At 69.1% G+C, this 13,758-nt stretch carries 11 protein-coding genes; 7 read left to right on the top strand and 4 right to left on the bottom strand.

The genetic code is table 11. The features are described 5' to 3' along the window. Nucleotides 1–71: 71 nt before the first annotated feature. From E3T28_RS16230 to E3T28_RS16215, 4 genes are all read right to left on the bottom strand, one after another. Nucleotides 72–1,406, bottom strand: a complete 1,335-nt coding sequence (locus E3T28_RS16230) for an aspartate aminotransferase family protein (protein ID WP_241979405.1) — start codon at nt 1,404–1,406, stop codon at nt 72–74. Between the two features lie 105 nt (nt 1,407–1,511). Further along, a complete protein-coding gene (locus E3T28_RS16225) occupies nt 1,512–2,528 on the bottom strand; it encodes a TIGR03842 family LLM class F420-dependent oxidoreductase (RefSeq protein ID WP_134433236.1) in 1,017 nt (338 codons plus the stop codon). Between the two features lie 12 nt (nt 2,529–2,540). After that, nucleotides 2,541–3,977 (bottom strand): dihydropyrimidinase, encoded by a 1,437-nt coding sequence (gene hydA, locus E3T28_RS16220; protein ID WP_134433315.1) that lies wholly within the window; start codon nt 3,975–3,977, stop codon nt 2,541–2,543. 11 nt (nt 3,978–3,988) lie between these two features. Beyond that, entirely contained in the window at nt 3,989–4,837 is an 849-nt protein-coding gene (locus E3T28_RS16215; protein WP_134433234.1) for a nitrilase-related carbon-nitrogen hydrolase, read from the bottom strand. A 486-nt stretch (nt 4,838–5,323) separates the two neighbouring features. Between E3T28_RS16215 and E3T28_RS16210 the strand changes: the two genes are divergently transcribed. The 7 genes from E3T28_RS16210 to E3T28_RS16180 all read left to right on the top strand — a co-directional run. Beyond that, complete coding sequence (locus tag E3T28_RS16210) at nt 5,324–6,319, top strand: putative F420-0 ABC transporter substrate-binding protein (protein WP_241979404.1); 996 nt, start codon at nt 5,324–5,326, stop codon at nt 6,317–6,319. 120 nt (nt 6,320–6,439) lie between these two features. Then, on the top strand, nt 6,440–7,507 hold the full coding sequence (locus E3T28_RS16205; RefSeq protein ID WP_420898278.1) for a putative F420-0 ABC transporter permease subunit: 1,068 nt from the start codon (nt 6,440–6,442) through the stop codon (nt 7,505–7,507). Beyond that, a complete protein-coding gene (locus E3T28_RS16200; protein WP_134433230.1) occupies nt 7,498–8,412 on the top strand; it encodes an ABC transporter ATP-binding protein in 915 nt (304 codons plus the stop codon). Before E3T28_RS16205 ends, E3T28_RS16200 begins: the two co-directional genes overlap by 10 nt. Continuing rightward, nucleotides 8,409–9,425, top strand: a complete 1,017-nt coding sequence (cofD, locus tag E3T28_RS16195) for a 2-phospho-L-lactate transferase (RefSeq protein WP_134433228.1) — start codon at nt 8,409–8,411, stop codon at nt 9,423–9,425. The genes E3T28_RS16200 and cofD overlap by 4 nt, the downstream gene beginning before the upstream one ends. Nucleotides 9,426–9,481: 56 nt before the next feature. Then, complete coding sequence (locus tag E3T28_RS16190; protein ID WP_134433226.1) at nt 9,482–10,459, top strand: TIGR03885 family FMN-dependent LLM class oxidoreductase; 978 nt, start codon at nt 9,482–9,484, stop codon at nt 10,457–10,459. Continuing rightward, the gene (locus E3T28_RS16185; RefSeq protein WP_134433224.1) at nt 10,456–12,129 is read left to right on the top strand and encodes an alpha-amylase family protein; all 1,674 of its coding nucleotides are present in this window, start codon (nt 10,456–10,458) and stop codon (nt 12,127–12,129) included. The genes E3T28_RS16190 and E3T28_RS16185 overlap by 4 nt, the downstream gene beginning before the upstream one ends. 107 nt (nt 12,130–12,236) lie before the next feature. Further along, a partial coding sequence (locus tag E3T28_RS16180; RefSeq protein WP_134433222.1) for a PTS fructose transporter subunit IIC occupies nt 12,237–13,758 on the top strand: 1,522 nt, incomplete at its 3' end.

Below are 13,758 nucleotides of genomic sequence, written 5' to 3'. Positions count from 1 at the left end.
TCGAGAGTGACCCGCGGAACGGGCACTCTCGACCGGAAAGGTGCAGGTGGGGAGGGTGTGGGGGCGGGCGGTCAGCCGAGCAGGTCGAGGCTGAGGACCTCGTCGTAGATGGCGAGCGCCTCGGCGACCTCGGCGTCGGTGACGACGCACGGCGGCACCACGTGGATGCGGTTCTCGGCCAGGAACGGCAGCAGATTGCGGGCCAGCAGCTCCGCCTTGATCCGGCCCATCACGGCGCCGCTGAGTGGCTGGCGGGTCTCCCGGTCGGCAACGAGCTCCAGCGCCCAGAACACTCCGAGCCCGCGCACCTCGCCGATGACCGGGTGCTTGGCCTGCAACTCGGCGAGCCCCGGCGCGAGCACGTCGCGCCCGATCCGGGCCGCGTTCTCCACGATGCCCTCGTTCTGCATGGCGTCCAGGGCCGCCACGATCGACGCCATCGCGAGCGGATGTCCGCTGTAGGTGAGGCCGCCGGGGTAGACCATGGTGTCGAAGTCGTGAGCGATGGAATCGGAGATGATCACCCCGCCGGTGGGGACGTACCCGGAGTTGACGCCCTTCGCGAAGGTGATCAGGTCAGGCACCACGTCGAAGCCGTCGAACGCGAACCACTTGCCGGTGCGCCCGAAGCCGGCCATCACCTCGTCGAGGATCAGCATGATGTCGTAGCGGTCACAGAGGGCCCGCACGCCGGCCAGGTAGCCGGGCGGCGGCACGAGCACGCCGGCGGTGCCGGGGATGGATTCCAGCAGCACGGCCGCGATGCCCGCGGGTCCCTCGCTCTGGATCACGTGCTCGAGGTGGCGCAGGGCGCGCTCCGACTCCTGCTCGGGGCTGGTCGCCCAGAACTCGCTGCGGTAGAGCCAGGGGCCGAAGAAGTGCACGTGCCCGCGGGCGAACTCGTTCGGGATCCGGCGCCAGTCGCCGGTTGCGACGATGGCCGCGCCCGTGTTGCCGTGGTACGAGCGGTAGGTGGAGAGCACCTTGTCGCGCCCCGTGTGCAGGCGCGCCAAGCGGATCGCGTTCTCGATCGCATCCGCCCCGCCGTTGGTGAAGAAGACCTTGTTGAAGCCCTCCGGCGCCCGTTCGACGATGCGCTTGGCGGCCTCGCCGCGGGAGAGGGTCGCCGTGGAGGGTGCGACCGTGGCGAGCTCACCGGCCTGCTCGATGATGGCCGCGGTGACGGCCGGATGCTGGTGGCCGATGTTCACATTGACGAGCTGGCTGGAGAAGTCCAGGTAGCTGCGCCCGTCATAGTCCCAGACCCGGGAGCCCTGCCCGCCGGCGATCACCAGCGGCTTGAGGGCACCCTGGGCCGACCAGGAGTGGAAGACGTGCGCCCGGTCGAGGTCGTAGGCGAGCTCGTTCCGGCTGGCCGTGGCGCTGGGGGAAGTGATGTCATTCACGAATATCGGGTACTTTCTCTCTGCGTTGAGATGGTGGGGTCGCGGATCGCTCACCTTCAGTGTGACCGTGATCGGCTCGAATCTGCACCATTCGCGTGGATCGGGTCATTTCTTGGCCACGATCTGCTCGGCCATCGCCGGGATCACGGTCTCCCCGTAGACGCGCAACGTCTCTTCCTTGTTGTCGTGCTGCAGGTAGCCGGCGAACTGGTCCACGCCGATCGCGCGGAGGGCCTCGAGTTTCTCGATATGGTCCTTCGCGGGGCCGAGCAGGCAGAACCGGTCGACGATCTCGTCGGGCACGAACTCCGCGTGAACGTTTCCGGCGCGACCGTGCTCGTTATAGTCGTAGTCCTGCCGGCCGGCGACGTAGTCGGTCAGCGCCTTCGGCACCTGCGATTCCGTGCCGTACTTGGCGACGATGTCGGCCACATGGTTACCCACCATGCCGCCGAACCAGCGGCACTGGTTGCGCATGTGGCCCCAGTTGTCGCCGATGTACATCGGCGCGGCCACGCAGAATTTGACCGCCGAAGGGTCGCGACCGACATTGGCCGCGGCCTCACGTACGGTCGTGATCATCCACTCGGCCACGTCGAGGTCGGCCATCTGCAGGATGAAGCCGTCGCCGACCTCACCCGCGAGCTTGAGGGCCAGCGGCCCGTATGCCGCCACCCAGACGTCGAGGGTCGAGCCGCGACTCCACGGGAATTGCAGGGTCGCGCCGTTGTACTCGACCGACCGGGAGTTCGCGAGTTCCCGGATGACGTGCACCGACTCGCGCAGGGTCTTGAGGGTGGTGGGCGTGCCGTTGATCACGCGAACGGCCGAGTCGCCGCGACCGATGCCGCAGATGGTGCGGTTGCCGTACATCTCGTTCAGGGTCGCGTAGGTCGACGCCGTCACTGTCCAGTCGCGGGTGCCGGGGTTGGTGACCATGGGACCGACCATGATCCTGCTCGTCTCCGCGAGGATTCGGCTGTAGATGACGTAGGGCTCCTGCCAGAGCAGGTGCGAGTCGAACGTCCAGACGTGGCTGAAGCCGTGCGCCTCGGCCAGTTTGGCCAGTTGCACAGTGCGGGCGGATGGGGGGTTGGTCTGCAGTACTGCTCCGAAGTCCATCTGGTGTCCCGTCTAGACCAGGTACTGGCTCAGGCCGCGCTTGACGAACCGGCCGTCACCCTTGGCGCCGAGGTAGGAGTCGTCATCGATGACGACCTTGCCGCGGGACAGCACGGTGTCGACGTGGCCGTCGATCTCGTAACCCTCCCAGGCCGAGTGGTCCATGTTCATGTGGTGGGTCTTGCCGTTCCCGTTGACCGGCATGCCGATCGAGGTGTGGCCGTTCGGGTTGTAGATGACGATGTCGCCGTCCGCGCCGGGCTGGATGACCCCTTTCCTGCCGTAGAGGCCGAACATCCGGGCCGGCGTGGTGGAGGTGATCTCCACCCAGCGTTCGAGCGTGATGCGGCCGTTCACGACGCCCTGGTAGAGCAGGTCCAGGCGGTGCTCGACCGAGCCGATGCCATTCGGGATCTTCGAGAAGTCGCCGAGGCCGAGCTCCTTCTGCCCCTTCATGCAGAACGGGCAGTGGTCGGTGGAGACCATCTGGATGTCGTTGGTGCGCAGGCTCTGCCACAGGTGGTCCTGGTGGCCCTCGGCCCGGGAGCGCAGCGGTGTGGAACAGACCCACTTCGCGCCCTCGAACCCGGGTGCCCCGAGGTTCTCCTCGAGCGAGAGGTAGAGGTATTGCGGGCAGGTCTCGCCGAACACGTTCTGACCATGGTCGCGGGCGGTGGCGATCTGCTCCACCGCCTGCTTGGCGCTCACGTGCACCACGTAGAGCGGGGCCCCGGTGAGGTCGGCGAGCATGATCGCGCGGTGCGTGGCCTCCTCCTCCAGCTGCCAGGCGCGTGCGACGCCGTGGTAGTAGGGGTCGGTCTTGCCCGCTGCGAGCAGCTGCTTCACGAGCACGTCGATGGCGGGGCCGTTCTCGGCGTGCATCATGGTCATCAGCCCGGTCTCGGCGGACTTCTGCATGGCGCGCAGCACCTGCGCGTCATCCGAGTAGAAGACGCCGGGGTAGGCCATGAACAGCTTGAAACTGGAGATGCCCTCATCGAGCAGCCCGTCCATCGCCTGCAGCGAGTCGTCGTTCAGGTCACCGATGATCTGGTGGAAGCCGTAGTCGATGGCGCAGTTGCCGGCCGCCTTCTCGTGCCAGGCCGCCAGCCCGTCGAAGACCCGCTGGCCGTAGCTCTGCACCGCGAAGTCGACGATGGTGGTGGTGCCGCCCCAGGCCGCAGCCCGGGTGCCGGTCTCGAAGGTGTCGCTGGCCGCGGTGCCGCCGAAGGGCAGCTGCATGTGCGTGTGCGCGTCGACGCCGCCAGGGATCACGTACCTGCCGGTGGCGTCGATCACACGGTCGACGGATGCGGCGAGGTCGTTTCCGAGGAGGGTGGAGCCGGGCGCCAGCACGGCGACGATAATCTCGCCGTCGATGAGGACATCCGCCGGCACCCGACCGGTCGCGCTGACCACGGTTCCGTTCTGGATCAGGGTCTTCATGATGTGCCCCGGGCCTACGGTGCCGCGATCGGGCCGTAGGAGTCGGGTCGGCGGTCCCGGTAGAACTGCCACGAGTTGCGCACCTCGCGGATGACGCCGAGGTCGAGGTCACGGATGACGATCTCCTCGGTGTCGGTGGACGCCACCTCGCCGACGTAGTTGCCGCGCGGGTCGACGAAGTAGGAGCTGCCGTAGAACGTGACGGCGTCGTCACCGAATTCCTCGGTCTCGGTGCCGATGCGGTTGTTGGCGCCGATGTAGTACTGGTTGGCGACGGCGGCGGCCGGCTGCTCGAGCTCCCAGAGCCGGTTGGACAGGCCGGGCTTGGTGGCCGAGGGGTTGAAGACGATCTCGGCGCCGTTCAGGCCGAGCACGCGCCAGCCCTCCGGGAAGTGCCGGTCGTAGCAGATGTAGACGCCGATCTTGCCGACCCTGGTGTCGAAGACGGGGTAGTCGGCGTTGCCGGGGCGGAAGTAGAACTTCTCCCAGAACTGCGGCAGGTGCGGCAGGTGGTGCTTGCGGTACTTGCCGAGGTAGGTGCCGTCGGCGTCGATCACGGCGGCCGTGTTGTAGAGCACGCCGGGCTGCTCCTCCTCGTAGACGGGGAGCACGATCACCATCCGGTGCTCGGCGGCCAGTTTCTGGAACCGCTGCACGAGCGGGCCCGGCACGCTCTGCGCGTAGTCGTAGTACTTGGCGTCCTGCACGATTCCGAAGTATGGGCCGTGGAACAGTTCCTGGAAGCAGATCACCTGCACTCCCGCCTCGGCCGCGGTGCGCACGAAACCCTCGTGCTTCACAATCATCGACTCCTGGTCACCCGTCCACTCGGTCTGGGTGATTGCTGCCCGAACTACAGTCATCTTGTCTCCACATTCGCCAGGGATGGAACAACGTCAGGCCGAACGGCACTTTTCGTGTTGGTCACGGTTCGTGTTCGTTACGCGCGTTCCTCATCCTGTCGAGCGAATCAGCCGGTGGCAAGGGTTTATCCGACCGGAGGTCCGGCACGCCCGGGGCGGTCCGATCATCCGTCGCCTGCCTGCCCTCCTGTGCCCGCGGCGCCGGCGGCGCTCGCGGAGCGCGCGGGATGGGCCGTGCCGACGTTCTGGCCTAGGCTGAAAGAAGACCGCCGGTTGGCTCTGACCGGTTGAGTCGCCTCTGACTTGAGCGACAGGTCGCCGACACTCCCTCGGTCGCACCCTCCCTGCCCTGCAGCTCTCCCGACGCTCGCGGGAGTGGGTGAATCGTCGCTATGACGCGCTCATACCGACGATTCGCCTGCTCTCGCGGCCCCGAACCGGATCGGCAACATGTCCCCATCACACTTTTTCCGTGGATCCCTAGCGGTGGGCGTTGTCGCGTCCGCGCTGCTGCTGAGCGGATGCGCCGGGGCTGGTACCGCGAGCGAGTCCGGCACAGAGTCCGGCAGCGTGCCGAACGCGAGCGCGAGCGGCGGCTACCCGGTCACGATCGACAACTGCGGCACCGACGTGACCGTGGCCGCCGCGCCCGAGCGCATCGTGACGATCAAGTCGTCGGCGACCGAGCTGCTGCTCGCGCTCGGCCTCGGCGACCGCATCGTGGGCTCGGCGTTCCTCGACGGGCCGCTGCCGGCATCCCTCGAAAAGGCCGGTGCCGACCTGAACGTGGTCAGCGACTTCGTGCCCGGCCAGGAGGCCGTTCTGGGTCTCACGCCCGATTTCGTCTACGGCGGCTGGGAGTCCAACTTCTCCGCCGAGGGTGTGGGCGAACGCGCCGGCCTCGCCGATCTCGGGATCGGCAGCTACGTCTCCCCCGCGGCCTGCAAGGGTGAGGGCTACATGCCCGACCCGCTCACCTTCGACTCGGTGTTCGACGAGATCACCGAGGCCGGCGCGATCTTCGGCGCCGAGGCGGCCGCGGCCGACCTGGTCGCCGACCAGCAGGAAACCCTCGCCGCCCTGGACCCGACCGACGCGGCCCCGACCGCGCTCTGGTATTCGAGCGGCACCGATACCCCCTACGTGGGGGCCGGCATCGGCTCCCCCAACATGATCATGGAGGCCGCGGGCCTGAACAACGTGTTCGCCAACGTGGACGACACCTGGACCTCGGTCGGCTGGGAGTCGGTCATCGAGGCGAACCCGAGCGTGATCGTTCTCGTCGACGCCACCTGGAACACCGCCGCGTCGAAGATCGCGAACCTCGAGTCGAACCCGGCCACCCAGCAGCTCGATGCCGTGCAGGCGAAGCGCTACATCGTGCTGCCGTTCGCGGCCACCGAGGCCGGCATCCGCAACGTCGAGGCAGCCGCATCGAGCATCGAACAGCTCGCCGCGCTCGACCCGACGACGGCGAACTAACTGCCCGGCGACCGACCGGGCCACACAGCAGGACAGGACCACGAAGCGGAACCGGGCCACACAACGGAACCGGGAAGCACTCAGCACGGCAGAGCGGAACGGACCAGGCAGGTGAATCGGGTGGAGCTGCAGCAGGAGGAGCGCACGGCGGCCCAGCGCCGTCGCGTCGCCGGGCGCGCGCGCTACCTTGCGTGGCTCGCCCTATCGGTTCTGTCGCTCCTGCTCACGGCGGGGCTGGCCGTGACCATCGGACCGGCGGACGTGAGCCTGACGGATGTCGCCGCGAGCCTCGCCGCACACCTCGGCCTGCCGGGCGCCGCCGAGGTGGCCCCGCTGACCGACTCGATCGTGTGGCAGCTGCGCCTGCCGCGGGTGCTGACCGCGGCGGCGGTCGGTGCGGGGCTCGCGCTCAGCGGCGCGGTCATGCAGTCGGTGACCCGTAACCCACTGGCGGACCCGTACCTGCTCGGACTCTCGAGCGGCGCCTCCCTCGGCGCGGTCTGCGTGATCATCCTCGGCGTTGCGGTCGCGCTGCCGGCCGCGGCGTTCCTCGGCGCGTTAGCCGCCCTCGTCGCCACTCTCAGCATCGCGAGGGTCGGCGGCACGATCACCCCCGGGCGCGCGGTGCTGTCAGGCCTGGCGATCGCTCAGCTGGGCGGAGCCGCCACCTCCTTCATCATCTTCTGGGCGGCCAAGGGCGACTCCTACCGGGAGATCCTCAACTGGCTGCTGGGCTCGCTGGCCGGCAGCTCGTGGTCCAGCGTCGTCATCTCGGGCACCGCCCTGGTGCTGGTCGGCGCCGGGATCGTGCTCTCGGCCACCCGCCTGGACGCATTCACGTTCGGGGACACGGCCGCGGCGACCCTCGGCATCAACGTCAACCGCACCCGGTGGATACTGCTCGGAGCGGTGGCGCTGATGACCGGCGCGATGGTGGCCGTGAGTGGGGCCATCGGCTTCGTCGGACTGATTCTGCCGCACCTCGTGCGCGGCCTGAGCGGGCCCGGCCACCGCCGCCTGCTGCCGCTGACCGTGGTGCTCGGCGCCCTGTTCCTGATCGTGGCCGACACCCTCGCCCGCACCGTCTTCGACCCGCGCGAGCTGCCCGTCGGCATCATCACCGCGCTGATCGGCGTTCCCGTCTTCATCGTGCTGATCAAGAGCAGGAAGGCCGCCGCATGGTCGTGATCCTCGACCGGGTGTCGTTCCGCATCAACGGCACCCCGATTCTGACCGACGTGTCGGCGGTCGTGCCCACGGGCGCGGTGACCGGGCTGCTCGGGCCCAACGGTGCCGGCAAATCCACGCTGCTCCGCCTGATCGCGGGGCTGGAGACACCGGATGCCGGCGGCGTCGAACTCGACGGGGCGCCCGTCGGCGGGGCGCGAACCCGTGCAGGGTCGGGTCTGTCCCGCCGCGAGACGGCCCGGCGGGTGGCGCTGCTGGAGCAGAACGCCGCGCCCAGCGTCGACCTCACGGTGCGTGAGGTCGTGCTGCTCGGCCGGATCCCGCACCGCAGCCGGGTGCTCGGCAGTTTCGGCGGCGACGACGACCACCGGGTCGCCGAGGAATCGCTGGCCATGGTCGGCGGCACCGATCTCGCCGACCGGGCCTGGCGCACCCTCAGCGGCGGCGAGCAGCAGCGTGCGCAGATCGCCCGGGCGCTGGCCCAGCGGCCGAGCCTGCTGCTGTTGGACGAGCCGAACAACCACCTCGACGTGAGCGCGCAGCTCGGGCTGCTCGGGCAGGTGCGCGGGCTCTGCGCGGGTGCCGCGTCGAGCTCAGGTTCCGGTCCCAGGTCAGACGACCGCGCAGGCCTGACCGCGATCATGGCACTGCACGACCTGAACCTGGCGGCCGCGTTCTGCGACCAGATCCTGCTGCTGCACCACGGCCGGCTCGTCGCGGCCGGCACCCCCGACGAGGTGCTGGCGCCATCGGCCATCGCGGAGGTCTACGGCGTGGACTGTGACGTGATCCCGCATCCCCGCGGCGGACATCCGGTGATCGTGTTCTCCCCGTCCGCCTTTATTCCGGGGTTCCCGCCCAGCCGTGAAACCGAAGTCACCCAGCAGGGACGAGGCAGCCGATGACGGCCATCACGGTCCTGGCCGGCGGCATCGGCGGCGCCCGCTTCACCCGCGGGCTGCTGCAGCACCTGGCCGCGACCGACCCGGATGCGACGGTGACCGTGATCGTGAACACGGGCGACGACATGTGGCTCGACGGGCTGCGCGTCTGCCCCGACCTCGACACCGTGATGTACACCCTCGGCGGCGGCATCAATGAGGAGCAGGGCTGGGGGCGGCCGGGCGAGTCCCGCCGCGCCTCCGCGGAGATCGCCGCCTACGGGCGCGGCTGGTCCTGGTTCACGCTCGGCGACCTGGACCTGGCCACCCACATCGTGCGCAGCGACCTGCTCCGGGGCGGGTCCACCCTGAGCGAGGCAACGTCGTTCCTCTGCCGCCGCTGGCAGCCCGGCGCCCGCCTGCTGCCGATGAGCGACATCCCGGTCGAGACACATACCCGGCTGGCTATGGATGCCGACGAGCATCGCGCCGGCGAGCTGATCCACTTCGAGGAGTGGTGGGTGCGCTACCGGGCCGGCGTACCGGTGACCGAGTTCGTGCAGGTCGGGCTCGAGTCCGCCGTGCCCGCGCCGGGCGTCGTCGACGCCATCCTGACGGCGGACCTGGTCATCCTGCCGCCGTCGAACCCGGTCGTCTCGGTCGGCACGATCCTCGCCGTCCCGGGCATTCGGGAGGCCCTGCGCTCCACCGCCGCCGCTGTCGTCGGCGTCTCCCCGATCATCGCGGGCGCGGCCGTGCGCGGCATGGCCGACGCCTGCCTCAACACGATCGGCGTGCCGACCTCGGCCGAGGCCGTGGGCCTGCACTACGGCTCCCGCGCCGCGAACGGTGTGCTCGACGGGTGGCTGGTGGACGAGACGGATGCCGGTGCGCTGCCCGCGCTGGCGGCCGCCGGCATCCGCGCCGTCGCCGTGCCGCTCTGGATGCGGGACGCCCCCACGACCGCCGCGCTGGCCGCGGAGGCGCTGGCCCTCGGCGGCATGGGCGCCCACCCCGCCCAACGCGCTCACGCCTGAGGCCCGACCCCGCCCGACACTGGACCTCCCCCCGGCGACCGGTCTAGGGTCACGGCATGACAGTGATCGGATTCCACGCCTCGCACGAACAGTTCCATCCCTCCGAGTTGCTCCGCGCGGTGCAACGGGCGGAGCAGGCCGGCTTCACCGCGGCCATGTGCTCCGACCATTTCGCGCCCTGGAGCGAGCGGCAGGGGCAGTCGGCCTTCGCCTGGGCCTGGCTCGGGGCCGCACTGCAGTCGACCGGCCTCCCGTTCGGCGTCGTGAACGCGCCGGGCCAGCGCTACCATCCCGCGATCATCGCGCAGGCAGCGGCGACGCTGGCCGCCATGTACGAGGGCCGCTTCTGGGTGGCGCTCGGGTCGGGAGAGGCCGCCAATGAGCACATCACCGGCGACGGCTGGCCCCGCAAGGACGTGCGGAACGAACGGCTCCTCGAATCGGTGCAGATCATCCGCGCCCTCCTCGCCGGCGAGGAGGTAAGCGCCGACGGTCTGGTGAGGGTCGACCGGGCCAGGCTCTGGACTCGCCCGGAGACACCGCCTCTCCTGCTGGCCGCCGCCGTGAGCGCCGAGACGGCGGGCTGGGCGGCGGACTGGGCCGACGGGCTCGCGACCATCGCCCAGCCGGCACCGACGCTGCGCCGGGTCATCGGCAGCTACCGCGATGCGGGCGGCACCGGGCCGGTCGCCCTGCAGGTGCACCTGAGTTACGCCGACAGCGACGGCGAGGCACTGTCGATCGCGCACGACCAGTGGCGCACCAACGTGTTCTCGCCGCCGCTGTGCTGGGATCTCGACACCCCGGAAGCGTTCGACGAGGCAGCGAAGCATGTGCCGCCGGAGGCGATGCGCGACTCCGTGCTCATCTCCCCCGATCCCGGGCAGCACGCCGACTGGCTGGCCTCCCTGATCGAGCTCGGCGTCGACGAGATCTACCTGCACCACGTGGGCCAGGACCAGGACCGCTTCATCGACGTGTTCGGCGAGCACGTGCTGCCCCGGCTCCACCCCACCAGGAAGGCATCCGCGTGAAGGTCACCGACACCAGCGACCTGTGGTGGAAGAGCGCCATCGTGTACTGCCTCGACGTCGAGACGTTCATGGACTGGAACAACGACGGAACCGGGGACTTCACCGGCCTGGCCCACCGCATCGATTACCTGAACGAACTCGGGGTGACCTGCCTCTGGCTCATGCCGTTCTATCCGACACCGGATCGGGACGACGGCTACGACATCACCGACTTCTACTCGGTCGACCCCCGGCTGGGCCATCTCGGCGACCTGGTCGAAACAATCCGGCTCGCGAAGGATCGAGGGATGCGTGTGATCGCGGACCTGGTGATCAACCACACCTCCGACCAGCATCCGTGGTTCATCTCGGCCCGGTCCAGCCGCAACTCCCCCTACCGCGACTACTACGTCTGGCGCGACGAGCCGCCGGCGAAACAGGGCGAGCCGGTCTTCCCCGACCAGGAGACCAGCAATTGGGAACTTGATCCGAAAACCGGCCAGTACTATCAGCACGTCTTCTACAAGCATCAGCCCGACCTCAACGTGACCAACCCGGTGGTGCGCGACGAGATCGCCAAGGTGATCGGCTTCTGGTTGGAGCTGGGCCTGTCGGGATTCCGCGTCGATGCGGTCCCGTTCCTGCTCGAGACGACCGATGTGGTCGGCGGCAAGGGCGCCTTCCCGGACCCGCACGACTACCTGCGTGCGCTGCGGGCGTTCCTCGGACGTCGCTCCGGCGACGGGGTGCTCCTCGGCGAAGTGAACCTGCCCCGCGCCGAGCAGGCCCTGTATTTCGGCGGCGCCGAGGGCGACGAACTGACGATGCAGTTCGACTTCATCGGTATGCAGCAGATGTACCTGTCCCTGGCCCGGGCGGATGCCTCCCCGCTGATCGACGCCCTGCAGTCGCGTCCGATCGGGTCGCCGGACTCGCAGTGGGCCAACTTCGTGCGCAATCACGACGAGCTGACCCTGGACAAGCTGACCGATGCGGAGCGCGCCGAGGTCTTCGCCGCCTTCGGCCCGGAGGAGAGAATGCAGGTGTTCGGTCGCGGGCTGGTGCGGCGACTGCCCCCGATGCTCGACGGCGATCCCCGTCGCGTGCGAATGGTCTACAGCCTGCTGTTCTCCCTGCCGGGAACCCCGGTGCTGTTCTACGGCGAGGAGATCGGCATGGGCGAGAACCTGGAGGAGAAGGGCAGATTGGCCGTGCGCACCCCGATGCAGTGGAACGACGGCAAGAACGGCGGTTTCTCCCTTGCTCCCCAGTCGAAACTCTGCGCCGGCGTGGTCGAGGGCGGTTTCGGGCCGGCCCATGTCAACGTGCGCAGCCAGCGGCGCGATCACGATTCACTGCTGGGCTTCATTCAGACTCTGATCCGGCACTATCGCAACGCACCGGAATTCGGTTGGGGCGCCTTCGCGGTGCTCGAGCAGCCGGACCCCGCGGTGCTCGCCCACATGCTCAGCCTGGAGGATGGCCGCGTGGTGGCCTTGCACAACTTCAGTTCCGAGCCGACCGAGGTTCGCTTTTCCGTTCCGGCGCCCCGCGGAGCCACGCATCTGGACGACCTGTTCACGGGCGAGTCACTCCCGCTGACCAAGGCGGGACGGGCCGACGTCCCCCTGGACGGCTACGGCTACCGCTGGTTCCGGGTCGAGAACGGGCCGGACCCGCACCGCTACTGAGTGAGGTCGATCCGGGGCCCGTGATACCGTTAGCCACGCTTATGATATTTGCCGCCGGGTATTAGCGCGGATTTCCGGATGGCCTCATCCGGAAGGACGTTTTTGTCATGCCCGAAAATCGCACCGATTCCCCAGGGACGCCACCCGCCACCCTGATCCTCGCGATCACCGCCTGCCCCACCGGCATCGCGCACACCTATATGGCGGCCGAGAAACTCGAATCCGCGGCCGGGGAGCTCGGCTACGACGTGCGGATCGAGACCCACGGCTCCGTGGGGGTCGAGGGCACCTTCAGCTCGGATGAGATCACGCGCGCGGAGGCGATCGTCGTCGCGGCCGACACCCAGATCGACCTGTCCCGGTTTGCCGGCAAGCGCCTCATCTCAGCCAAGGTCGCCGATGGAATCCACCACCCGCAGCAGCTGATCGCGCAGGCCCTGGCCGCCGAACCCCGCGCTGCGGGCACCCCCGACGCGCCCGCCGGCCCGGCCGCCGGCAAAGCCGACTTCGGAGGCACGCTGTACCGCGCGCTGATGAACGGCGTCTCCTACATGATCCCGTTCGTCGTGGTCGGCGGGCTCCTCATTGCCATCTCGCTCTCGCTCGGCGGCGAGGCAACCCCGCAGGGCCTCGTCATCCCGGAGGGCAGCTTCTGGCTGACGATCAACCAGATCGGCGTGATCGGCTTCACACTGATGGTGCCCATCCTCTCCGGATTCATCGCCTACGCGATCGCCGACCGGCCGGGGCTCGCACCGGGCATGATCTGCGGCTGGATCGCCACGACCGGCTCCTTCTACAACTCCGAATCGGGCGCCGGCTTCATCGGCGGCATCGTCACCGGTTTCCTCGTCGGCTTCGTCGCCCTCGGCATCAAGAAGATCCCCGTGCACCGTTTCATCCGCCCGATCATGCCGATCCTCGTCATCCCCGTGCTCACCACCGTGATCGTCGGAGGTGCCTTCGTACTCGCGCTCGGCCGGCCGATCAGCTGGGTCTTCGAGAGCATGACCACATTCCTCACCGGCCTCGAAGGCGGCAGCGTCGTCATCCTCGGCCTGATTCTGGGCGCGATGGTGGCCTTCGACATGGGCGGCCCGATCAACAAGACCGCGTTCCTCTTCGGTGGCGCCCTGATCGCGGCCGGAAACCCGGCCCCGATGGGCATGGTCGCGGCCGCCATCGCCGTGCCGCCGCTCGGCATGGGCCTGGCCACCCTGATCCGCGGCCGGCACTTCTCCAAGCCGGAACGGGAAGCCGGCATCGCCGCCCTGTTCATGGGCTTTTTCGGCATCACCGAGGGTGCCATCCCGCTCGCCGCCGCCAAGCCCCTCCAGGTCATCCCCGCCAACATGATCGGTGGCGCCGTTGCCGGCGCCATCGCCGCCCTGGTCGGCGTGACCGACTCGGTCCCGCACGGCGGTCCGATCGTCGCCGTCTTCGGCGCGGTCTCCGGCGTGCCGATGTACTTCGTGGCCCTCATCACCGGTGCGGTCGTCACGGCCCTCGTGGCCGTGCTGCTGCTCGGCATTTCCGCCCGTCGCGCCGGCCGACGCGAGGCGCCCGCCGAGCCCGCCGCGCCCGCCGCGCCCGCCGCCGGGACCGCTGCCGAGGCATCCGTCGCGGGAG

Origin of the sequence: Cryobacterium sinapicolor, from assembly GCF_004403465.1 — a bacterium.
Classification (GTDB): Bacteria; Actinomycetota; Actinomycetes; order Actinomycetales; family Microbacteriaceae; genus Cryobacterium; species Cryobacterium sinapicolor.
Note: the sequence above shows the minus strand (reverse complement) of the source record. Positions and strands in the feature narration are given on the sequence as shown.

What these genes read in the sequence shown, in the direction of transcription:
- E3T28_RS16225 (WP_134433236.1), bottom strand. Translation starts at nt 2,528, where the DNA reads ATGGACTTCGGAGCAGTACTGCAGACCAACCCCCCATCCGCCCGCACT.
- E3T28_RS16215 (WP_134433234.1), bottom strand. Translation starts at nt 4,837, where the DNA reads ATGACTGTAGTTCGGGCAGCAATCACCCAGACCGAGTGGACGGGTGAC.
- E3T28_RS16200 (WP_134433230.1), top strand. Translation starts at nt 7,498, where the DNA reads ATGGTCGTGATCCTCGACCGGGTGTCGTTCCGCATCAACGGCACCCCG.
- cofD (WP_134433228.1), top strand. Translation starts at nt 8,409, where the DNA reads ATGACGGCCATCACGGTCCTGGCCGGCGGCATCGGCGGCGCCCGCTTC.
- E3T28_RS16190 (WP_134433226.1), top strand. Translation starts at nt 9,482, where the DNA reads ATGACAGTGATCGGATTCCACGCCTCGCACGAACAGTTCCATCCCTCC.